Genomic DNA, 19405 nt, shown 5'->3' with positions numbered 1-19405 from the left:
CTGAATCCTGGGGCAAGGGGTCACCAGCCAGTCGACGGGTCTGCTCGTGGGCGGAACGGCACCGCCCTATGTTAGAGGATGCGCGGGTGTTTTTGGGATGGCGGAATACCGCCTTCCGATCCGGCGGCGCCTGACCGGCGCTGACATGGGCGAAAAGGGGTGCGGAGCCCTGTGAGCAGTGCCTGTCGGTGGCGAGTCGGCTGCGGAACGTTGCACGAGCGTTGCACGGAGTCGGCCGGGTGGTCATTTTTCCCGCGCGCGGGCCGGTGTCGGTGCAGGAATTGCCGGGTGCTCTCCCGCTTTGCGGGCGGCCAATCCTGACAGGCCATTTCGCAGGCCGTTGCCGGCTCCGTGAATGTCTCTGACCACTTATTCTGCGGGCATTCCCCCGTGGTGCGCGCCGGGCGGCCGGCGCATCGAGTGATGAAGCTCTCGTCCCGCGCGGGCGTGATCTCGGGGGGCTGCGGCGTTCTCTGTTCAGGGCGGCGGCCCACCTGGCCGCAACGGGGCCGCCGCGCGTGCCGACAGGCGACCGAACAAGCGCATCTGGGAGGACACATGAACGCGACCCGTGAGCGACCGGAGATCCGGTTCCTGACCTCGGGCGACGTCTCGGCGCACGAGCGCGCGGCGGCCGAGCGGGCCGTCCGCGACGCGCTGGCCGGCGCCCGCGGCGTGACGTCCGTCCAGGTCACGCTGAGCGTGGTGGCCGACCGGTCGCTGCCGCGCCCGGCCCTGGCCCAGGCCGTCGTCGAGTTCGACGGCCGGCGCGTGCGCGCCCAGGCCGCCGCGCCCCGCATCGACGAGGCCGTCGACATGCTGCGCGAGCGCCTGGCCGTCCGGGCGACCTCCCTGCAGGCCGGCTGAGCCTGCCCGAAGACGAACGGCGGCGCCCCGCTCCGGGGACGCCGCCGTCGGTGGCTTCAGGGCCTTCAGGCGTCCCGCCTGGCGAGGACGACGGCGGCGAGGGCGAGCGGCGCGAACGCGTACGCCAGCAGCACGGCGGTCGCCGCGGGCGGGGACAGCAGATCCCCGTAGACGGAGTTGTCCGCGCCGATCCCCGCCATCTGGGCGGGCAGGCCGCCGGGCAGGACCGAGCCGACGCGCTCGCTCCACGGCCGCGGCAGGTGGAAGGCGAGCAGCGGCAGGACGTGCCACAGGAACACCACCGACACGAGGGTTCCCGCCGTGGACCGCAGCAGCACGCCGAGCGACAGGCCGAGCAGCGCGAACACCGGGACCGCCGTCCCCTCGACGAGGAATCCGGGCAGGTCGTGCGCGATGGACGCGTGCTGGTCCGGGAAGGGCCGGTCGCCGACGACGAGCCGGGTGCCGAGGAACGAGCCGACCGTCGCGGCCTCCCCGGCGACCAGTGCGACCGCCCCGGCCACCACCGCCTTGGCCGCCAGCAGTCCCGGGCGCCTCGGGAGCGCGGTGAGACTCGTCCGGATCATGCCCGTGCGGTACTCGGACGTGACGGACAGCGCGCCGAGCACCGCCAGGCACAGCGACGCCACCCACGTGCTGAGCTCCTGCACCGGGCGCAGCAGCAGGTCGTCGCGGCGGTCGGCCGCCAGCCCGTCCCAGACGTGCGCCATCTGCACCGCGAGCAGCACGGTGAACCCGGTGAACGCCGCCGTCACCGCCAGCACCCAGTAGGTCGAGCGCACCGAGCGCAGCTTGCGCCACTCGGCCGCGACCGCGAGGGCGATCACGCGTCCCGCCGCGTGAACGAGAAGGCCCCGGCCCCCAGCGCGACGGCCGCATAGGCCGCGAGCACCGCGACCGCCGCGGACGGCGACAGGACGCCGTGGTCCGTCGACGAGCCCGGAGCGCCCGCGATCTGGTCGGACAGGCTGCCGGGCAGCGCCGACCAGATCCGCTCGTCCCACGGGGACGGAAGCAGCCGGGCGAGGCCGGGCACCACGAACAGCACGGCCATCCCGGCCGTGATCGTCCCGGCCGTGGAGCGGAGGACGGCGCCCAGCCCGCACGCGACCAGCGTGATCGCCGCCGTCGTCAGGCCGAGCCACAGCAGGTGGACCGCGACGTCCGCCGCCGGCCCCTGGAACGTGGCCACCGGACGGCTCCCCACGATCGCGTTCCCGGTGGCGGCCCCGGCGGCCAGCGCCGCCAGCGCCGCGACGAGCATCGCGGCCGCCGCCACGCCCGCCTTGGAGGCGAACAGGACCGGCCGGTTCGGCAGCGCGGCCAGCGTCGTGCGGTTCATGCCGTGCGCGTACTCCGACGTGAACGTGAGCGCCCCCAGCACCACCGCGCACACCGGCAGCGCCACGGCCAGGGGCTGCTCCGCCGGGGCCACCTTCGCCGTCGCCCTCCTCGCGGGCGGCAGGCCGTCCCAATAGCGGGCGACGTACCACGACCAAAGGAGACAGAGGAGCATGAACGCCGCGACCGTCCCGAACACGGCGAAGGTCGAGCGGACGGTCCGGAGCTTGTACCACTCGGCGGCGAGCGCGTCGATCACGACGCCACCGCCCTGAACTCGGTGCCGCCCGCGGTCAGCTCCATGTAGGCCTCCTCCAGCGTGGCGCTGTGCGGCGTCACCTCGTGCAGCGGGATCCCGTTCGCGGCGGCCGTGTCGCCGATGGCGGCCACGTCCAGCCCGGCGACCGTGAGCGCCCCGCCCGGCGCGGACTCGACCGAGCCCCCGGCGGCGGCGAGCACGGCGGTCAGCTCGGCCGGGCGCGGCGAGCGGACCAGCACCCCGCGGCGGAAGCGGTCCGCCAGCTCCCGCACCGACGTGTCCGCGATCAGCCGTCCGCGCCCGATGATGACCAGCCGGTCGGCCGTCAGCTCCATCTCGCTCATCAGATGGCTGGAGACCAGCACCGTCCGGCCCTCGGCGGCCAGCCCCCGCATCAGCTCGCGGATCCAGCGGACCCCGTCGGGGTCCAGCCCGTTCACCGGCTCGTCGAACATCAGCACCCCCGGATCGCCCAGCAGCGCCGCGGCGATCCCGAGCCGCTGCCGCATACCCAGCGAGAACCCGGCGAGCCGCTTGCGCGCGACCCCCGCGAGGCCCACCTGCTCCAGGACCTCCGCCACCCGCCGCGTCCCTATCCCGTTGCTGCGCGCCAGCCAGCCGAGATGGTCGAACGCCCGGCGCCCGCCCTGCACCGCGCCCGCGTCCAGCAGCGCCCCCACCTCGCGCATCGGCTGCCGGAGCGCCCTGTACGGGCGCCCGTTGACGAGCGCCTCACCGGACGTCGGCCGGTCCAGGCCCAGCACGACGCGCATCGTCGTCGACTTTCCGGCGCCGTTCGGGCCGAGGAACCCCGTCACCGCCCCCGGCCTCACGGTGAAGGACAGGCGGTCCACCGCCGTCGTGGCGCCGTAGCGCTTGGTCAGTTCGCGTACCTCGATCATGCCGTCGAGGGTCGTCCGCGACCGCCCCGGCGCACATCGGAACGGGGGCGGGAACCGCACGTGCGACCGTGCTCCGAGGCCGTCCCGCCGCCTCAGACCCCGGTATGACGGCCGCCGGCATGAGGCGCGGACCGCACCGCCCCGCTACCTTTCGTGACGTGGACGAATCCGAGCTGCGCTCCCCGCTCCCGCGGTTCGGCCGGCGCGGCCTCATCGGCCTCGACGCCGGGGCCGCGCTCATCTACGCCCTCGTGCTCGTGCTGCTGCCGGCCTCCACCGCCGCGCCGCCGCTCCTCGCCGTTCCGCTCGCCGCCGCGACGGCCCTGCCCCTCGCGGTGCGGCGCCTGTGGCCCGTCCCGGTCTTCGCCGCCGTCCTGTCCGCCTCGACCGCCACGCTGCTCCTCGGCCTGCCCTGGGACACCTACGCCGCCGCGGGGTTCGCCCTCTACCAGGTCGCGCTCACCCGGCGCCGCCGCCGATGGGTCCCCACCCTGCTCATCGGCGCCGTCAGCGCCGTGTTCATCTTCGCCGGCGCCGTCGCCGGTCCTGTCGGGACGCAGGCCGCGATCCTCGGCAGGCTGCTGCTCGGGGTCTCCGTCCTCGGCGCGTCCTGGACGCTCGGCCGCGTCGTCCGCGAACGCCGCGCCCACGCCGCGCACGCCGCCCGCCGCCTCGCCGACCAGGCCGTCTCCGACGAGCGCCTCCGCATCGCCCGCGAACTCCACGACGTCGTCGCGCACAGCATGAGCCTCATCGCCGTCAAGGCCGGCGTCGCCGTCCACGTCGCCGAGGCCCGCCCCGAGGAGGCCCTCGACGCCCTCCGCGTCATCGAGACCACCAGCCGCGGCACGCTCGCCGAGATGCGCCACCTCCTCGGCGTCCTGCGCACCGGCGCCGCCGACGCCGACCTCGCCCCGTCCCCGGGGCTGGCCGACCTGACCGGCCTCGCCGAGCGCGCCGCCATGGCCGGCGTCCACGTCGACCTGGACGTCGACGCGGGGGACCTCCCCGACGGCGTCGCGCTCTCCGCCTACCGCATCGTCCAGGAGGCGGTCACCAACGTCGTCAAGCACGCGGCGCCCGCACGCTGCCGCGTCCGCGTCAGGGCCGACGGGCTCCGGATGCGCATCGACGTCACCGACGACGGGCCCGGCACCCGGGTCCTGCCGGGCGGCGACGGGCACGGACTCATCGGCATGCGCGAACGCGTCATGATGTACGGCGGCGACTTCACCGCCGGCCCGCGTCCCGAAGGCGGCTTCGCCGTGTCCGCCGCCTTCCCGTACGACAGCTAGGAACCCCGTTGGATCTGAGCGTCCTCGTCGCCGACGACCAGGCGCTGCTGCGCGGCAGCTTCCGCGTCCTGATCGACACCGCACCCGGCCTCCGCACCGTCGGCGAGGCGGGCAACGGGGCCGAGGCCGTCGAGCTGGCCGCGCGGGAGCGCCCGGACGTCGTCCTGATGGACGTCCGCATGCCCGAGATGGACGGCATCGAGGCCACCCAGCGCATCTGCGCCGACCTGCCGGGCGTCCGGGTCCTGATCCTCACGACGTTCGACCTGGACACCTACGTCTACTCGGCGCTGCGTGCGGGGGCGAGCGGCTTCCTGCTGAAGGACACCCCGCCCGCCGACCTGCTGTCCGCGATCCGCGTCGTCGCGTCCGGGGAGTCCCTGCTCGCCCCGTCGGTGACCCGGCGGCTGATCGCCGAGTTCGTCCGCCGCCCCGGCCCCGCCCAGCCGCCGCCCGCCGGACTCGACGCGCTCACCGACCGCGAACGCGAGGTCCTCACCCTCATCGCGCGCGGCCTGTCCAACACCGAGCTCGCCGAGCACCTCCACCTGAGCCCCGCCACCGTGAAGACCCACATCGGCCACCTGCTGGCCAAACTCCACGCCCGCGACCGCGCCCAACTGGTCATCACCGCCTACGAAACCGGCCTGATCCGCCCCCGCTGACCCCCGTGCGAGCCGCGCCGTTCGAGCGCGCTGTGCTGACCCACTGTGTCGGCTCGCGCGGTCCGACCCGCGCCGTGCGGGCCGCGCCGTGCGGGCCGCGCCGTTCGAGCGCGCTGTGCTGACCCACTGTGTCGGCTCGCGCGGTACGACCCGCACCGTCCGAGCCACTCCTTGCGAGCCTGCGGTGCCGCCCGCGCGGCGCAATCCTCGCGGGGCCGCGCGGTGCGGGACCGCGCGGTGCGACCTGTGCCGTGCAGGGCTGCGGCGTCCGAGATCCGTGCGGGACCGCGCCGTGCGGCGGGGGAGCCGGAGGCCCGGTTGATCGCGCTCAGGTCGGACCGGTCGGTTGCCGTGGCCCATGTGCCATCGGTCAAGTAGCCGACCCGGCGGTTCCGAGGCAGGGGCTTGAGGCCCTGGGAGGCGCGGGGCAGGCGCGTGGCCGGGGCGGTCGTCAGAGCAGGGCGGGGGCCAGGCGTTCGAAGTGGTCGGCGGCCGAGGACAGGTCCGGAGTGAAGACCGTGACGCAGACGTGGTCGGCTCCCGCGTCCAGGTGCTCCTGGACCCTCTTGGCGATGGTGGTCTCATCGCCCCAGACGAAGCAGGCGTCGATGACCTCGTCAGAGCCGCCGCCGGAGAGCGCTTCGTCGCCGTATCCGAGCGACTTGAGGGAGCGGACGTAGGGGGAGCCCGGAATCGCCAGCATCTGCGTCCCTCTTGCGAGACCGCGCGCTTTCGCCGGGTCCGTCTCGAGGATGGCGCTCTGCATGGCGATGAGGAGCTTGTCGTCGCCGAGCCTCTCCCGGGCCTGCCGGGTGTGCTCGACGGGCATCGCGGCGGGGAGGGCGCCGTCCGCGCGGTCGCGGGCCAGTTCCTGCATCTTCGGGCCGAGAGCCGCGAGCAGCCGCGGGAAGGGCTTCTCGGGTACGGGCGCCGCGTCGACGGCCGCGTCCATTCCGTCGAGGTATTCGCGCATCCGGGTCAGCGGGCTTGTCCACTTCTGCCCGCTCTGTTCCACGATCGCGCCCATGCTGACGCCCACGCCGAGCGCGAGGCGCCCCGGGTAGGCGTCGGCCAGGACCGACGCCGCACCCTGCATGGTGGCGGGATGCCGTGCCCACAGGTTCGCGACGGCCGAGCCGAGAACGATCCGCTCGGTCGCAGCCAGCATCACGCTGAGCTGCGTGAACACCTCCCGCCCGCCGATCGCCTCGTTCACCCATATCGACCCGTAGCCCGCCCGCTCGACGCGCTGCGCCGCACGCCGCCATTCGTCCGCCGGCGCGATGGGCGTCACGAGCCCGACGCCGATCCTGCCGAGCGCGGCGCGAGCCTCGTCCACCGCCGTCATCGGTCCTCCTATAATCGGAACGCTTAACCCGCTTAGGACGGTACCGGAACGTCCGCCCCGCTTGTCAACCCCGACGAAGGAGGTGCCGGGTGAGCGAACGCGCGCAGCGCGCCGACGCGCGCCGCAACCGCGAGCGCATCCTTCAGGCCGCGTTCGAGGCCTTCGCCGCGGACGGCCGCCTCGTCCCGCTCGATGACATCGCCCGCCGAGCCGGCGTCGGAGCCGGGACCGTCTACCGCCACTTCCCGACCAAGGAGGCCCTGTTCCAGGCGGTCGTCTCGGACCGCATCGAGCGGATCGTGGACGAGGCGCAGGCGCTCGTCCATGCAGATGACCCCGGAGAGGCCTTCTACGGCTTCCTGATGTGGGTCGTGGAGCGTGCGATGTTCAACCACGCCCTGTGCGACGCCCTGGCCGCGGACCTGCGAACGCTGGACGTCCAAGGCATGGACGAGCAGTTCGCCTCGGCCCTGGGCGGTCTGCTGCGGCGGGCGCAGGACGCGGGCGCGGTCCGTTCGGACGTCGACGTTCAGGATGTCCGGGCCCTCATGGTCGGCGCCATGCTGATGGAACGCCGGCGGCGCCCCGAGGGCCGGCCCGGACGCATGACGGCGCTGGCATGCGACGCTCTCCGTCCCGTAACGAAAGACGACGAAACGCTGCCCGAGTCGCGTAACGAAAGGCGCTGCGAGGTGTGCGGGAAGCCGCTCACCTCGGCGCCGACCGGACGCCCCGCCCGGTTCTGCGGCGCCGCCTGCCGCCAGAAGGCCCACCGGCGGAGGAAAACCGGTTGAGCCGCAGCGAGCCCCGCGCCACCCTGGCGGGATCATGCGCACACGCGAGATCCGTGCCTGCTACGACCGCGACTCGATCACCGTCTACCAGGCGTACGCCCCCGAGATCGGCGGTCCGGCGGCGCGGCAGGGCACGTTCGTCCCGCCGTTCTCCAGGCACCGCATGACCTGGATCAAGCCGTCCTTCCTGTGGCTCATGGCCCGCAGCGACTGGGCCCGCAAGCCCGGACAGGAGACGATCCTCGCGGTGCGGATCACCCGGGCGGGCTGGGAGGAGGCGCTGGGCATGGCCGTCCCGACCGATCCCGACCGCCGAGTCTTCCGGAGCGCCGACGAATGGCGCCGCCGGTTCGCCAAGGCGATGGTGCACGTCCAATGGGACCCTGAACGCTGCCTCCGCGGCCGGAAACTCGAAGCGCGCAGCATCCAGGTAGGCCTCAGCCGCCACATCGTCGACCGCTACGTCGACGACTGGATCCTCGGCATCGAGGACCGCACCCCACTGGTCCGCAAGATCCACGGACTCCGCCAGGCCGGCCGGATCCCCCAGGCCAGAGCGCTCCTCCCCGAGGAACACCCGTACCCGCTGTCGCCCGCCCTGGCCGAACGGCTGGGAGCGTCATAGCGCCGAAGGCCCCCAGCCTCCACCGGGCAAGCGGGGCCTGGGTGGACCGAACGCCCAACCCGCCCGGTCAGCGTGACAACAGACCTCGGCATGGCATGCGCCGCACGGCAGACGTTCTCCACGCCTGTCCAGGTGCCCGGGAGAGGCCTGGTAGTCCATGAGCCAAACCCTTGCGGGTCTCCGGATGCGCTGCGGGTCTCCGGATGCGCTGCGGGTCTCCGGATGGGCCGCGGGGCCCGTCATCGCGTGCGGTAGGTCTCCAGGCGGTCGGCCAGTTCTCGGGGACGGCTCAGTGCGACGAGGTGCCCGCCGGGCATCTCGTCGACGGCGATGCCCAGCCGCTCGCCCACCACCCGCCGCTGGAAGTCCAGTGGGAAGAAGCGGTCGTCGCGTGCTTGCAGGAAGACGGTCGGAGTGCTGGGCCACTTGTGGAGCGGCCACGGCTCCGTGAAGGGTGTGGCCGACTGCGGAGCCTCCTGCGAGAGCGCCACCGCCTTCACTTCGTCCGGCACGTCGTGGAGGAAGTACTCATCTGCGTCGAACTCGGCGGGCGGCGTCCGTCCGTCCCGGACCGCCTGGTCGGACATCGCCTTCGCCTGCCCGGTGTTCTCCCACCATTCGCCGCCCGTCTCGCCTGGCGACGGGACCATGGCGTTGAGCAGCACGAGCAGGTCGACCGGCAGCCGCTCGCAGACGAGCGGTGCCGTGAGGCCGCCCATCGACTGCGCCACCAGGATGAGATCCCTCCGGTCGCCGATCGCCTCGACCACGGTGTCGACGTACTCCGTCAGGCCCGCGAAGTCATCACCGGCGGGAAGGTCGACGGCCACGACGTCGTGCCCTCGCGCCTGCAGTTCCGGTACCAGACGGTGCCAGTACCAGGCTTGGCCGCCCGCTCCAGGGATGAGGGTGTAGGTCGCCATGGTCATCGTCCTCCGTAGTCCGACGGCAGCGACGGTAGCGCCCCCCACGGACAATCAGGTCCCGAGCCAGGGTGGGACGGTGCTTCCGTCGGTCGCCCCGGCGTGTCGGGTTCGCTTCGAACGTGTGTTCGGACTAGCTTGTCGTCTCGTGCTGATCGACGAACCGGTCTCGGCGGAGACCACGCCCACGGGCCGCCCCTCCCAGATCACCGGCCCGCGCGGCCGCTACCGCGTGCGCCGGGTCCTTGAGGAATGGCAGGCCCCGGGCCAGGCGAGGTTCTACCGCCTCCAGGTGGCGACACCGGACGGCCTCGCAATCGCCGAGGTCATCGCCCCCCACCAACCCGGCCCCTGGACCCTCCACCAGGTCTGGCCCTGACCCTCCCACCCCGGTGCACGCCCGCCTCGGTCATGTCCGCTCGCGATGCGCAGGACGTGGCAGTCGTGACTTCGCCTCTGGGGCCGTGGATCTGTCGTCGTGGGACGTGCGGGAGGGGCTGGGGGTTGGCTGGGGTGCAGTGGCATGTACGCCCCGATGCGCAGGGTCTCGCGACGTTCCTTTTCGCCACTCCGCCCCGGCTGTGGTGGGGCGGGTGCCTCGTGCTGAGGTGATCGACAGATCTTGATCGACCTTCTTGTACGGTGCGGGCCTTGGCGGGGCGTGCGCATGAGGCCAGGATCGGCGCCATGGACCTGCTGGAGACTCTGGTCGGCAAGGGATTGCGCCGTGAGCCGCTGTCCCGGGCCGAGGCGCTCGCGGTGCTGGAAACCTCCGATGACGAATTGCTCGACGTGGTGGCGGCCGCCGGCAAGGTACGACGGCACTGGTTCGGGCGCCGGGTCAAGCTGAACTACCTGGTCAACCTGAAGTCGGGGCTCTGTCCTGAGGACTGCTCGTACTGCTCGCAACGGCTGGGGTCGGAGGCCGGCGTTCTGACCTACACCTGGCTGAAGCCCGACGAGGCGGCCGCGGCGGCGGAAGCGGGCGTGGCCGGTGGCGCCAAACGCCTGTGCCTGGTGGCCAGTGGACGTGGCCCGACCGACCGGGATGTGGAACGGGTCGCCGGCATCATCGACGCGATCAAAGAACGCGACGAGGAGGTGGAGATCTGCGCCTGCCTCGGGCTGCTGTCCGGCGCGCAGGCCGGGCGGCTGCGGGAGGTCGGCGTCGACGCCTACAGCCACAATCTGAACACCGCCGAAGCCGCGTATGCGGACATCTGCACCACGCACGACTTCGGCGACCGGGTCGACACCGTCCGGCAGACCAAGGATGCAGGCCTGTCGGCATGCTCCGGGCTGATCGCCGGCATGGGGGAGAGCGACGCGGACCTGGTGGACGTGGTCTTCGCGCTGCGCGACCTGGACGTGGACTCGGTCCCGGTGAACTTCTTGATCCCGTTCGACGGGACGCCGATGGCCGAGAAATGGGCCCTCACCCCGCAGCGCTGCCTGCGGATCCTGGCGATGGTGCGTTTCGTCTGCCCGGACGTGGAGGTGCGTCTCGCCGGCGGGCGGGAGATCCATCTGCGGACGCTCCAGCCCCTCGCGCTGCACGTGGTCAACTCGATCTTCCTGGGCGACTACCTGACCAGTGAGGGGCAGGCCGGCAAGGCGGACCTCGACATGATCGCCGACGCGGGCTTCGAGGTGGAAGGCACGGCCACCGCCACGCTGCCCGAACACCGAAGGCGATCGAAGGCCCCCGCGTCCGATGCCGCACCCGAACGGGAGGACATCGGCGACGACGGCGACGCCCGCCCCGCGCAGCTCGGGGGGCCTGCCCGAACCGACCTGGTGACGGTACGCCGCCGAGGAGCAGGCACCAGCCTGCCCCCCAACGCCTGACCCGGCGAGCTACCCCCGCCGCTGCCCCGACTTCGCCCCCACCGTTTTCACCCCAGACCTCCTGGACCCGCGGCCTTCATCCCCGGCCGCCGTCGTGCGAGGGCGCCTGCACCAGAGAGCCCTCCCATGCGGCGGCGCCTTGCACCAGGGGCGCTCACAAGCGGGGCACCTTCAGAGACGGGCGGCGCACGCATTAGCGGGCGCCTCCGGAGGTGGGCGGCGGTTGCACGGATGGGGTCCTGCAGAGGTGGGCTGGCGGCCGCACGGCAGGGCGCCTTCACAGGTGGGTGGTCGGGTACGGGTGGATCACCTCCGGAGGCGGGCGGGCGCATTAGTGGGCACCGCCGGAGGTGGGCGGCGGTCGCACGGGTGGGGCACCTGCAAAGGTTTGCGAATGGTTGTACGGGCGGGCGTCTTTAGAGGTGGGTAGGCGGTTGCACGGGCAGGGTGCTTCCGGGGGCGGGGGGGGGGGGGGGCTTCGCGAGCGAGTCGTCTTCACTGGTGGGGGTGGTTGTATGGGCGGGGCCTTCGTCCAGGTGGGGCTGGCAGCCATAGGCGAGGGGGCTCCACGGGCGGGACGCATTCGAGGAGGCGCCTCCTGAGCGGGGCGTGGCTAGTGGGGGAGGCGGAGGACGAGGCGTTTGGAGAAGGCTCCTCGTTCTGCGGTCTTGGCGGCGCGCTGGTCTTCCAATTGGTCGGGGGTGAGGCCGTGGAGGGAGGCGAGGGCGTGAAGTACCTCCAGAAGGTCGGCGAGTTCCGCGGGGTCGCTGGTCGCGACATACTCGCCGGCCTCCTCGTAAAGCTTGGCGCGTAGCAGGGCCGCTTGCTCGTGATGAGCCGCGACACGTGTCTCCGGGGTCCGGCCCGCATCCCGGATGATGTCGGGTATCCGATCACGGACGAGCTTCTCGGCCCGGAGTCCCTCCTCGGTTTGGTGCACCGTCCCGCCGTGGCGCCGGTCCAGGGACTGGATCCACTGGACGGCGACCGCCGCAGTCTGGACCAGTTCGTTACGGAGACTTCCCGGGTCGGACTCGGCCAGCGCCTCGAAGAACTCCTCGGCGAGGATATGACGCCATGTCAGCTCCCCGCGCGACCCTGCCGCAACGCATTCCTGCTTCGCCTCCTCAGCTCGTGTGGTGAAGCCTGGGCCGGTGCCGTCCGGGAACTCCTGGACGCCCCAGGTCCGGTCCTGGGCTTCGCGTTCGGCCGCCACATCCGCCAGCGCTCTCGCAAGCGATCCTGGCTCCTGCTCGTTCTCCATGCCGGCGACGTTAGCCACTCGGATGGCTCGCCATGGCGTGGTCCGGCTCGCAGCTGAGCAGTTCGTGCAGGACGGGCGGGAGTTCGTCCCAGAGCCACTCGTTCAACGTGCCCGGAAAGTCCGCGGGAGGGCGTATGGCCAGGCGGCGGGGTGTCACTTCGAGAAGGCGTACCGCGATGGGCCCGTCGTCCCACAGTGGATCGCGGTTGCCCCAGAACGCGGAGAAGTCGGCGCTCGTCAGCAGCAACTCCGCGGGCAGGGTGTGCTCGCCCGGGTGCCTGCCGAGGGGCAGCAGCCGCTGGGCGGTGGTGCGAAGGACGTTGAGCGCCGCCAGGTCGTGCGGGCAGGCGACGCCGGTGATCTGGAGTTCGGGTAGGCCGAACCGGCCCAACCCCCGTGTCGTGAGGTGGACGCAGGCGCAGCCGTCGATGTCCTCCTCGTCGGCGGTGCAGCGGCCGGAGTTCCGGTAGGGCGGCAGGGTGGTGCCGAGCCAGTCGTCGGCTAGGGCGAAATCCTCGAATCTTCCGAAGGGGACGACGGGCAGGACCTGGCGCGAGGCGAGGTCCACGGGGACGCCGCAGAGCGATTCGGCGATCGCCTTCGTCGCGGCGCGGGCGAGGTGCGGCCCTAACGGCAGGTCACCGGCCGGCAGGACCGAGGTGACGGCGATGTGCGTCGTTGCTCGCCGCAGTCGTTCGATGTCGTCGGCGTCCGCACCGGTGACGCCGGAGAGGTCCCACGGGGAGGCGGCGGCGGGGTGGCAGGCGAGCGCGAGGCGGGGCGAGCCGAGCCGTTCCGACACCGCCGCCGCGAAGGAGCCGGAGAACCTCCGGAGGATCGCCGCCGACAGGTCGCCGGGGTTCCTGTCGGTCGCGACGACGAAATCGGCGGTCGTCTCTTCGGGGACCGTGATGGTGACGCGCATTGCAGCCTCCTCGGGGCCGTTGGACCGGCGTGCGAGGTTCAGCTTCGAGGAGGCCGCGGGACGGAACGAGGAGAACGAGATTCTGTGGATATCGCCCGCCGACGTCCGCGCGGCACGGGCGGGCTCTTCCGCTCGGAGGTCAGAACGCGCAGGGGACGGACTTGATCCCGTTGATGAAGCTCGTCCGCTGGCGGACGGGAGGCGCCGTGGCGTGCAGGGTCGGCAGCCGCGTGTACAGCTCGCGGAGCAGCACGGTGATCTCGCGGCGGGCCAGGTGTGCGCCGAGGCAGAAGTGCGGCCCGGGGGCGCCGAAACCGAAGTGGGGGTTGGGGGAGCGCAGGACGTCGAACGCGTACGGGTCCTTGAAGACGCCGTCGTCCCTGTTCGCCGAGTTGTAGTAGAGGATCACCCGGTCGCCGGCGCGGTAGACGTGCCCGCCCAGCTCGTGGTCGCGGGTCAGCGTGCGGCGCATCCACGTCACGGGGGTGGCGTAGCGGACGATCTCCTCGACGGCGGCCGGAAGCCGCACGTCCAGGTCCGCGAGGAGGATGTCCCGCTGCTCGGGGTTGTCGGTCAGCAGGGTCAGGGAGTGCGACAGCGCGTTCCGCGTCGTCTCGTTGCCGGCCACCACCAGCAGTGCGAAGAAGCGTCCCAGGTCGAGGTCGTCGAGGGCCTCGCCGTCCACGTTCGCGTGCGTCAGCGCTGTGACGAGGTCGTCGGTGGGCTTTTCCCGGCGCAGCCGTCCGAGGTCGGCCATGAGCGCGTGCAGGAGCGAGAACTTCTCGGCGAGGATCGCCGCCCGGTCCTTCCCCTCAGGCCCTTCGTAGTCGGGGTCGCCGAGGGCGATGATGAGGTTGGTGGCGTCGATGACGTCGTCGTACGCCGACTCCGGGATGCCCATCATGGAGCAGATGATCTGCAAGGGCATCGGCATGGCGACGTGCTCCACGAAGTCGCACGGGCCGCGTTCGGTCAGCTCGTCCACGATGCGGCGGGCGAGGACGGCGACGTCCCCGGTGACCCGCTGGACGAGGCGCGGCGTGAACGAGCGGGAGACGATCCGGCGGAGCCGCGCGTGCCGCGGGTCGTCGATGCTGATCATGGAGCCGCTGTAGCGGACGACCTGAGGGGGCGGATCGACCAGGCTGACCGCGGTGGGCTGGGAGCTGAACACCTGGGGGTTCCGGCTGGCCTCGGCGACCTCCTCGTAACGGGTGATCGCGTAGAAGCCCTGGTCGTCCGGCAGGGGGCAGAAGACCGGCCCTTCCGCGGCCCGCAGGGAGGCGAACACTTCGTCGCGTTCGCCTTGCGGTCTCGCCCAGAAGTCCAGGCTGACGAGGCTGCTCTCGGCGATGGAGGGCATGAGGGAGCGCCTTCCGCTGGGGAGTCGTCGCCCACAGGCTAACCCCGCCGCCCCCAAGAAGACGATCATGCGCGGGCGGGATGGGACCCCGCCCGCGCGCGACCGTCCGCGCTCACCGGGCCGCCGCCCGGCAAAGGCACAGTTAGCGAGCGGAGAGCTCCACAAAGTGACGCTCGCCCGGTCCCACGTAAACCTGGCGCGGACGCCCGATCTTTGTGGACGGGTCGTTCATCATCTCGCGCCACTGGGCGATCCAGCCGGGGAGGCGGCCGAGGGCGAACAGGACCGTGAAGGCGTTCGTCGGGAACCCCATCGCCTTGTAGATGACGCCGGTGTAGAAGTCCACGTTCGGGTACAGCTTGCGCTCGACGAAGTAGTCGTCGCTCAGCGCGACCTCTTCGAGGCGCATGGCCAGGTCCAGCAGCGGGTCGGACTTGCCGAGCGCGTCCAGGACCTTGCCGGTGGCCTTCTTCACGACGGCGGCGCGCGGGTCGTAGTTGCGGTAGACCCGGTGCCCGAAGCCCATCAGCTTGACGCCGGGCTCCTTCTTCTTGACGCGTTCGACGAACGAGTCGATGTCGTCGCCGTTCTCGTGGATGCGCTCCAGCATCTCCAGGACGGCCTGGTTGGCGCCGCCGTGCAGAGGCCCGAACAAGGCGTCGACGCCCGCGGACACCGAGGAGAACAGGTTCGCCTGGCTGGAGCCCACCAGCCGCACGGTCGAGGTGGAGCAGTTCTGCTCGTGGTCGGCGTGCAGGACGAACAGCATGTCCAGGACGCGCGCGATCTCCGGGTCGATCTCGTACGGCTGCGTGGGCAGGCCGAACATCATGCGGAGGAAGTTCTCCACGTACCCGAGGGAGTTGTCCGGGTACAGCAGCGGCTGGCCGTTGGACGTCTTGTACGCGTAGGCGGCGATCGTCGGGAGTTTGGCGATGAGCCGGATGCTGGACCGGTCGACCTGCTCGGGGTCGAACGGGTCGAGGCTGTCCTGGTAGAACGTCGACAGGGCGCTGACCGCGGACGACAGCACGGCCATCGGGTGCGCGCGGCGCGGGAAGGCGGAGAAGAACGCGCGGAACTTCTCGTCCAGCAGGGTGTGGTGGCGCACCTTGTCGGTGAACGTGCTCAACTGGTCGGCCGTAGGCAGCTCGCCGTAGATCAGCAGGTAGGCCACCTCGAGGAAGGAGGACTTCTCCGCCAGCTCCTCGATGGGGTAGCCCCGGTAGCGCAGGATCCCCGCCTCACCGTCGATGTAGGTGATGGCCGACGTGGTGGACGCCGTGTTGGTGAAACCCGGATCGAGCGTGACATGCCCCGTCTCCTTGAGGAGGCTGCTCACGACCAGCCCCGAGGGGCCCTCGGTCGCCTCGGTGACCTCCAGAGGCATGCGGCCGCCCGCGTGGTCGAGCTCGAAGTCCGACATACTCGCTCACTCCCAACTGCGTCCACACCTGCGTAGACGTTCCGTTCTTCATCGTATCCACGTGATCACGGGGGCTGATCCGGGCCGTCCCCGTCGACGGCGGGCCGTTCGGCGGCACGGGTGCGCGAGCCGCTCACCTCTCGTCACGCCCCTCCCTCCGTCGCTTGCGGGGGTGGCGCCCCCGGGCCTCTCCGCCCACGTGCCGGAACCGGACGAGTCACCCCGGAACGCTTGGTCCGGCTGGCCTGGGCGGAAAGCCGGACGGTCAGGAGCGTTCGACCGGATTTCGCCCTCCCCGTCCGTGGCTCGCCGGCCGGTCGGCCGGCGAGGCGTTCTCATGATCTCGCGCGGGGGGAGAGGATGCCATGGAGGCTCTTCGGCGCCGTGGCTGCGGAGCCGACGAAGTGAGAAGAATCTCAGCGCGTTCGCCATCGCCGGTCCGCTCGGCGACCGGCCACGGGGCGGGCCTACTGGCGCGGCTCACGCAAGGTCGGCTGTTCCGCCGTCATCTCGACCAGTGTCAGCTCCTGGACGTCGATCAACTGCTCGACGTCCATGGGCGGCCACTCCTCGCCGTAGTGCGCGTCCAGCAACGTGCTCAGGGCGACAAGGATCTGCTCTGGAGTCGGACGTTCTCCGGGGTCCTTCGTCAGGCAGCGCGTGACGAGCCCCCGCATGGGAGCGGGCAGGAGGGTGAGGTCCGGTTCGCCGTGGACGATCCGTCCACGGACCTTGTGCCCACCGCCGAACGGCGGCGCGCCGGTCGCCGCGTAGACGAGCGTCGAGCCGAGGGAGAACACGTCGCTCTCCGGATGGACGGGATCGCCCAGGGCCTGTTCCGGCGACATGTAGGCGGGCGTCCCCAGGATCTCCGTACGCGACAGCGGCCGCGCGTCCAGGGGGCGAGCGATACCGAAGTCGATGACCCTCGGACCGTCCGAAGCGAGCAGGACGTTGGACGGCTTCAGGTCGCGGTGCACAATCCCCGCCTGATGGATCGCGATGAGCGCCTCCGCCAGCCCGGCCCCCAGCCGGCAGGCGGACTCCTCTTGCAGCGGCCCCTTCTCCCGGACGACCTTGGAGAGGCTCACCCCGCGGATGTACTGGGTCGCCAGCCAAGGCCGGTCGGCGTCAGGATCGGCGTCGACGACAGGCGCCGTGTAGAAGCCGCTCACCGAGCGAGCCGAGGTGACCTCGCGGCGGAAGCGTTCCCTCCACCTGGGGTCGTCCAGTAGTTCCTCCCGGATCACCTTCACCGCGACCAGGCGCCTGCTCGGCGACGCCCCGAGGAACACCTCGCCCATCCCGCCGGAACCGAGCCGGGCGACCACGCGGTACGGGCCGATCATCTGGGAGGGTTCTGGCTGCAGGGACACGGCTATCCGATCATGGTGGGGCGTGCTCAAATCGTGCCACGGCGCACGGGCTCGTCCGACCGCTCACGTCCAGGAGAGCGCACTCCGTTCGGCCCAGTAGCGCTCCGGCGGGACGCTCAGCCCTGCCAGCTCCTCCAGGTCGCCCTCGCCAAGCCGCACATCCGTCACCGCCAGGTTGGCCCGCAACTGGGTCGGGCTGACCGCGCCTATCAGGACGGTGCCAGCCCACGGCCTGCCGAGTGCCGCCGCCATGGCGACGGCGTCCGGCCCGACCTCGTACTTGGCCGCGAGGTCCCGCACCTCCGCGGGCGCCCGTACGGCGAGCCGCCCGTTGGCCAGCACCTCCTTGAGCAGCACATGCAGACCGGCGCCATGGGCCTCGCGCAGTGCGTCCTCGGCAGAGGTCTCCAGGAGGTTCCACGTCGATTGGACCGTGCTGAACAACCTCTGACCGGACACCTCCAACTCCATCGCCCGCCTGATCGTGTCCGATTGCCTTGGTCCGGACGTCGAGAACCCGACGCGAACACCCTCAGCCGTCAGTTGCGCCAGGGCCGCCTGGAGGGGGACGTCCTGGAACAGTGGACTCTCTTCGGTGAGCGAGTGCACTTGGTACACGGACAGATGCCCGTCCAGCAGGCTGCGCGTCTCCTCGTACTGCGCTTGGAAACGGTCGAGACTGTGTTCCTTGACCTCATGCACTTCCGCGTCGGTCTTCCAGTCACCGACGTAGGCGTAGCCCCACTTGCTCGATACGCGGACCCCCGCGGGGGCGCGTGCCTCCAGCCAGCCCCCAAGGAACTCCTCCGCCCTGCCGTAGGAGCGTGCAGCGTCCACCCACCGAATGCCTGCGGCGTAAGCGGCATCGAGGACGCTCCAGGTCGCCTCGCGCATGGCCTCCACGCTCCGCCCAGGCGGGAGTTCCCCGGCGCTGCCCACATTGATGTAGGCCGGCCGCCCCAGGGCGGCGAGCCCGATCCCGAGCCGACGTATCGCGTTCATGACCCCAGCCTCGCACGTGGAGCCCCGGCGGCCGTTATCCACAGAACCACGTTCTGGCCGCTGCGGCGGCACGCCTCCGCGAGGCTGATGCGCGTCCACGTCATCGCGACAAGAAGGGCCCGGCAATGCCAGCTCAGACGACTCGCGCCGATCACGGCGCCAACCAGTTCGCCGCGCTTCTCGGGCTCACCCGATGGCAACTGCGCCTCGGCCTCGAGCACGGACTGCTCCCGAAGCCCGACCTTGAGGAGGACCGGTGGTCCGCTGCCCTCGCCGAAGAGGTCCGCGGGCGGGGCGAGGAGATCGTCGCCAAGTTCGGCGCCGAGCCCCCGGTCGGTTCAGCACGGGCCGCCGCCCGGCTGGCGGCGCGGGTCGGCCTCGACGTCGAGCGCGGCGACATCGAGGTCCTGGTCGCCCAGGGAGACCTCAACGTCGTCAGCGCCTTCCGAGGGCATCCCGTCTACCTGCTGCGCGACCTGGACCGCCTCGATCCCGACACCGTGCGCCGGGTCGTCACTGCCAGGAAAGGCCCGCTGACCGACACCGTCGACGCCGGCGGCGCGGCGACCATCCTCGACTGGCCCCGCAAGATGTTCGACCGGATCGCGGGCGAACGCGGCCTGGCCGCGGACAGGCTCGGCCGGTACGCGCTCTCCGACGTCCAGGCTTTGCGGTCGGACGAGGACCTCGCCCGCCAGGTGGCCGAGGAGAAACGCCATCTGGCGCTCGCCCGAACGCGGCGCTCAGAGGCCCACGCCGAGGACGTCGTCCGCGCCTGGCTCCTCCGCTGCTCCGCCTTTGTGGACCGCGACGCAGAGCAGCCACCGGATACCGGCCCTCTAGGACGGGCGTTGAGAAGCCTCACAACGATCAGGGCTGAGATGGCCCGACAAGAAAGCCCGGCCCTCTGAGCCCCGCCCACTCGGGCCCTGACAGGTGGGGGAGGCGCCGCTCTCAGGCGCGCCCTCTATGGAGGTGCGGCGGGTGCGGGAGTGGGTCGGCGCTGCCTGTTGCCGGTGAGCAGCCCTGCCCGCTCGGCCCTGACGGTTGGTGGGAGGTCCCGTTCTGAGGTGTGCCCTTTGTGGAGGTGCGGCGGGTGCGGGAGTGGGTCGGCGCTGCCTGTCGCCGGTGAGCGGCCCTGCCCGCTCGGCCCTGACGGTT

General features: G+C 71.7%; 19 protein-coding genes. 8 read left to right on the top strand and 11 right to left on the bottom strand.

Features of this window, described 5'->3' with window-relative positions:
* The first annotated feature begins 558 nt into the window (after positions 1 to 558).
* Positions 559 to 867 carry a hypothetical protein gene (locus AB0C21_RS40890; RefSeq protein WP_149264476.1) on the top strand — a complete coding sequence of 103 codons (309 nt, stop codon included), beginning with the start codon at positions 559 to 561 and terminating at the stop codon, positions 865 to 867.
* Positions 868 to 932: 65 nt separating this feature from the next.
* Here AB0C21_RS40890 and AB0C21_RS40885 read toward each other — a convergent pair whose 3' ends face one another.
* Genes AB0C21_RS40885 through AB0C21_RS40875 form a run of 3 tightly spaced genes read right to left on the bottom strand, consistent with a single transcriptional unit; the run spans position 933 to position 3390 of the window.
* Positions 933 to 1715 carry an ABC transporter permease gene (locus AB0C21_RS40885; RefSeq protein WP_500211656.1) on the bottom strand — a complete coding sequence of 261 codons (783 nt, stop codon included), beginning with the start codon at positions 1713 to 1715 and terminating at the stop codon, positions 933 to 935.
* Positions 1712 to 2488, bottom strand: coding sequence for an ABC transporter permease (locus AB0C21_RS40880; RefSeq protein ID WP_500211654.1), 777 nt, complete (start codon positions 2486 to 2488; stop codon positions 1712 to 1714). Before AB0C21_RS40880 ends, AB0C21_RS40885 begins: the two co-directional genes overlap by 4 nt.
* Complete coding sequence (locus tag AB0C21_RS40875; RefSeq protein WP_500211653.1) at positions 2485 to 3390, bottom strand: ABC transporter ATP-binding protein; 906 nt, start codon at positions 3388 to 3390, stop codon at positions 2485 to 2487. Before AB0C21_RS40875 ends, AB0C21_RS40880 begins: the two co-directional genes overlap by 4 nt.
* 158 nt (positions 3391 to 3548) lie before the next feature.
* Between AB0C21_RS40875 and AB0C21_RS40870 the strand changes: the two genes are divergently transcribed.
* Entirely contained in the window at positions 3549 to 4685 is a 1137-nt protein-coding gene (locus AB0C21_RS40870; RefSeq protein ID WP_500211652.1) for a sensor histidine kinase, read from the top strand.
* An 8-nt stretch (positions 4686 to 4693) separates the two neighbouring features.
* Positions 4694 to 5350, top strand: a complete 657-nt coding sequence (locus AB0C21_RS40865) for a response regulator (RefSeq protein ID WP_500211651.1) — start codon at positions 4694 to 4696, stop codon at positions 5348 to 5350.
* Positions 5351 to 5801: 451 nt separating this feature from the next.
* Here AB0C21_RS40865 and AB0C21_RS40860 read toward each other — a convergent pair whose 3' ends face one another.
* Entirely contained in the window at positions 5802 to 6698 is an 897-nt protein-coding gene (locus tag AB0C21_RS40860; protein WP_500211649.1) for a TIGR03620 family F420-dependent LLM class oxidoreductase, read from the bottom strand.
* 89 nt (positions 6699 to 6787) lie between these two features.
* On the opposite strand from AB0C21_RS40860, the gene AB0C21_RS40855 reads away from it, so the two are divergent.
* Both AB0C21_RS40855 and AB0C21_RS40850 read left to right on the top strand, forming a co-directional pair.
* A complete protein-coding gene (locus AB0C21_RS40855; protein WP_500211648.1) occupies positions 6788 to 7492 on the top strand; it encodes a TetR/AcrR family transcriptional regulator in 705 nt (234 codons plus the stop codon).
* Between the two features lie 34 nt (positions 7493 to 7526).
* On the top strand, positions 7527 to 8117 hold the full coding sequence (locus tag AB0C21_RS40850) for a DUF4291 domain-containing protein (RefSeq protein WP_500211646.1): 591 nt from the start codon (positions 7527 to 7529) through the stop codon (positions 8115 to 8117).
* A gap of 239 nt (positions 8118 to 8356) precedes the next feature.
* Here AB0C21_RS40850 and AB0C21_RS40845 read toward each other — a convergent pair whose 3' ends face one another.
* Positions 8357 to 9040 carry an alpha/beta fold hydrolase gene (locus tag AB0C21_RS40845; RefSeq protein WP_500211645.1) on the bottom strand — a complete coding sequence of 228 codons (684 nt, stop codon included), beginning with the start codon at positions 9038 to 9040 and terminating at the stop codon, positions 8357 to 8359.
* A 148-nt stretch (positions 9041 to 9188) separates the two neighbouring features.
* Here AB0C21_RS40845 and AB0C21_RS40840 point away from each other — a divergent pair, with 148 nt between their 5' ends.
* The gene (locus AB0C21_RS40840; RefSeq protein ID WP_149264484.1) at positions 9189 to 9419 is read left to right on the top strand and encodes a hypothetical protein; all 231 of its coding nucleotides are present in this window, start codon (positions 9189 to 9191) and stop codon (positions 9417 to 9419) included.
* A 308-nt stretch (positions 9420 to 9727) separates the two neighbouring features.
* Positions 9728 to 10888, top strand: a complete 1161-nt coding sequence (gene bioB / locus AB0C21_RS40835; RefSeq protein WP_500211643.1) for a biotin synthase BioB — start codon at positions 9728 to 9730, stop codon at positions 10886 to 10888.
* Positions 10889 to 11501: 613 nt separating this feature from the next.
* Here the strand turns inward: bioB and AB0C21_RS40830 are convergent.
* The 6 genes from AB0C21_RS40830 to AB0C21_RS40805 form a co-directional block, all read right to left on the bottom strand.
* Positions 11502 to 12152: a hypothetical protein gene (locus tag AB0C21_RS40830; protein WP_500211642.1), complete on the bottom strand. Its 651-nt coding sequence runs from the start codon at positions 12150 to 12152 to the stop codon at positions 11502 to 11504.
* Positions 12153 to 12162: 10 nt separating this feature from the next.
* Complete coding sequence (locus AB0C21_RS40825) at positions 12163 to 13077, bottom strand: hypothetical protein (protein WP_500211641.1); 915 nt, start codon at positions 13075 to 13077, stop codon at positions 12163 to 12165.
* Between the two features lie 139 nt (positions 13078 to 13216).
* Positions 13217 to 14440, bottom strand: a complete 1224-nt coding sequence (locus AB0C21_RS40820; RefSeq protein WP_500211640.1) for a cytochrome P450 — start codon at positions 14438 to 14440, stop codon at positions 13217 to 13219.
* 142 nt (positions 14441 to 14582) lie between these two features.
* On the bottom strand, positions 14583 to 15866 hold the full coding sequence (locus AB0C21_RS40815; protein ID WP_149264488.1) for a citrate synthase: 1284 nt from the start codon (positions 15864 to 15866) through the stop codon (positions 14583 to 14585).
* A 467-nt stretch (positions 15867 to 16333) separates the two neighbouring features.
* Entirely contained in the window at positions 16334 to 17242 is a 909-nt protein-coding gene (locus AB0C21_RS40810) for a serine/threonine-protein kinase (protein WP_500211639.1), read from the bottom strand.
* A gap of 63 nt (positions 17243 to 17305) precedes the next feature.
* Positions 17306 to 18244 (bottom strand): aldo/keto reductase, encoded by a 939-nt coding sequence (locus AB0C21_RS40805; RefSeq protein WP_500211638.1) that lies wholly within the window; start codon positions 18242 to 18244, stop codon positions 17306 to 17308.
* 125 nt (positions 18245 to 18369) lie between these two features.
* Between AB0C21_RS40805 and AB0C21_RS40800 the strand changes: the two genes are divergently transcribed.
* Positions 18370 to 19155 (top strand): hypothetical protein, encoded by a 786-nt coding sequence (locus AB0C21_RS40800; protein ID WP_500211637.1) that lies wholly within the window; start codon positions 18370 to 18372, stop codon positions 19153 to 19155.
* The last annotated feature ends 250 nt before the right edge of the window (positions 19156 to 19405 follow it).

Origin of the sequence: Spirillospora sp. NPDC049024 (genome assembly GCF_040649235.1) — a bacterium.
GTDB lineage: Bacteria > Actinomycetota > Actinomycetes > Streptosporangiales > Streptosporangiaceae > Spirillospora.
Note: the sequence above shows the minus strand (reverse complement) of the source record. Positions and strands in the feature narration are given on the sequence as shown.

Excerpts from the sequence above, each read along its gene's own strand:
- AB0C21_RS40860 (WP_500211649.1), bottom strand. The coding sequence starts at position 6,698 with ATGACGGCGGTGGACGAGGCTCGCGCCGCGCTCGGCAGGATCGGCGTC.
- AB0C21_RS40845 (WP_500211645.1), bottom strand. The coding sequence starts at position 9,040 with ATGGCGACCTACACCCTCATCCCTGGAGCGGGCGGCCAAGCCTGGTAC.
- AB0C21_RS40805 (WP_500211638.1), bottom strand. The coding sequence starts at position 18,244 with ATGAACGCGATACGTCGGCTCGGGATCGGGCTCGCCGCCCTGGGGCGG.
- AB0C21_RS40825 (WP_500211641.1), bottom strand. The coding sequence starts at position 13,077 with ATGCGCGTCACCATCACGGTCCCCGAAGAGACGACCGCCGATTTCGTC.
- AB0C21_RS40850 (WP_500211646.1), top strand. The coding sequence starts at position 7,527 with ATGCGCACACGCGAGATCCGTGCCTGCTACGACCGCGACTCGATCACC.
- AB0C21_RS40815 (WP_149264488.1), bottom strand. The coding sequence starts at position 15,866 with ATGTCGGACTTCGAGCTCGACCACGCGGGCGGCCGCATGCCTCTGGAG.
- AB0C21_RS40875 (WP_500211653.1), bottom strand. The coding sequence starts at position 3,390 with ATGATCGAGGTACGCGAACTGACCAAGCGCTACGGCGCCACGACGGCG.
- AB0C21_RS40890 (WP_149264476.1), top strand. The coding sequence starts at position 559 with ATGAACGCGACCCGTGAGCGACCGGAGATCCGGTTCCTGACCTCGGGC.
- AB0C21_RS40800 (WP_500211637.1), top strand. The coding sequence starts at position 18,370 with ATGCCAGCTCAGACGACTCGCGCCGATCACGGCGCCAACCAGTTCGCC.
- AB0C21_RS40820 (WP_500211640.1), bottom strand. The coding sequence starts at position 14,440 with ATGCCCTCCATCGCCGAGAGCAGCCTCGTCAGCCTGGACTTCTGGGCG.
- bioB (WP_500211643.1), top strand. The coding sequence starts at position 9,728 with ATGGACCTGCTGGAGACTCTGGTCGGCAAGGGATTGCGCCGTGAGCCG.
- AB0C21_RS40830 (WP_500211642.1), bottom strand. The coding sequence starts at position 12,152 with ATGGAGAACGAGCAGGAGCCAGGATCGCTTGCGAGAGCGCTGGCGGAT.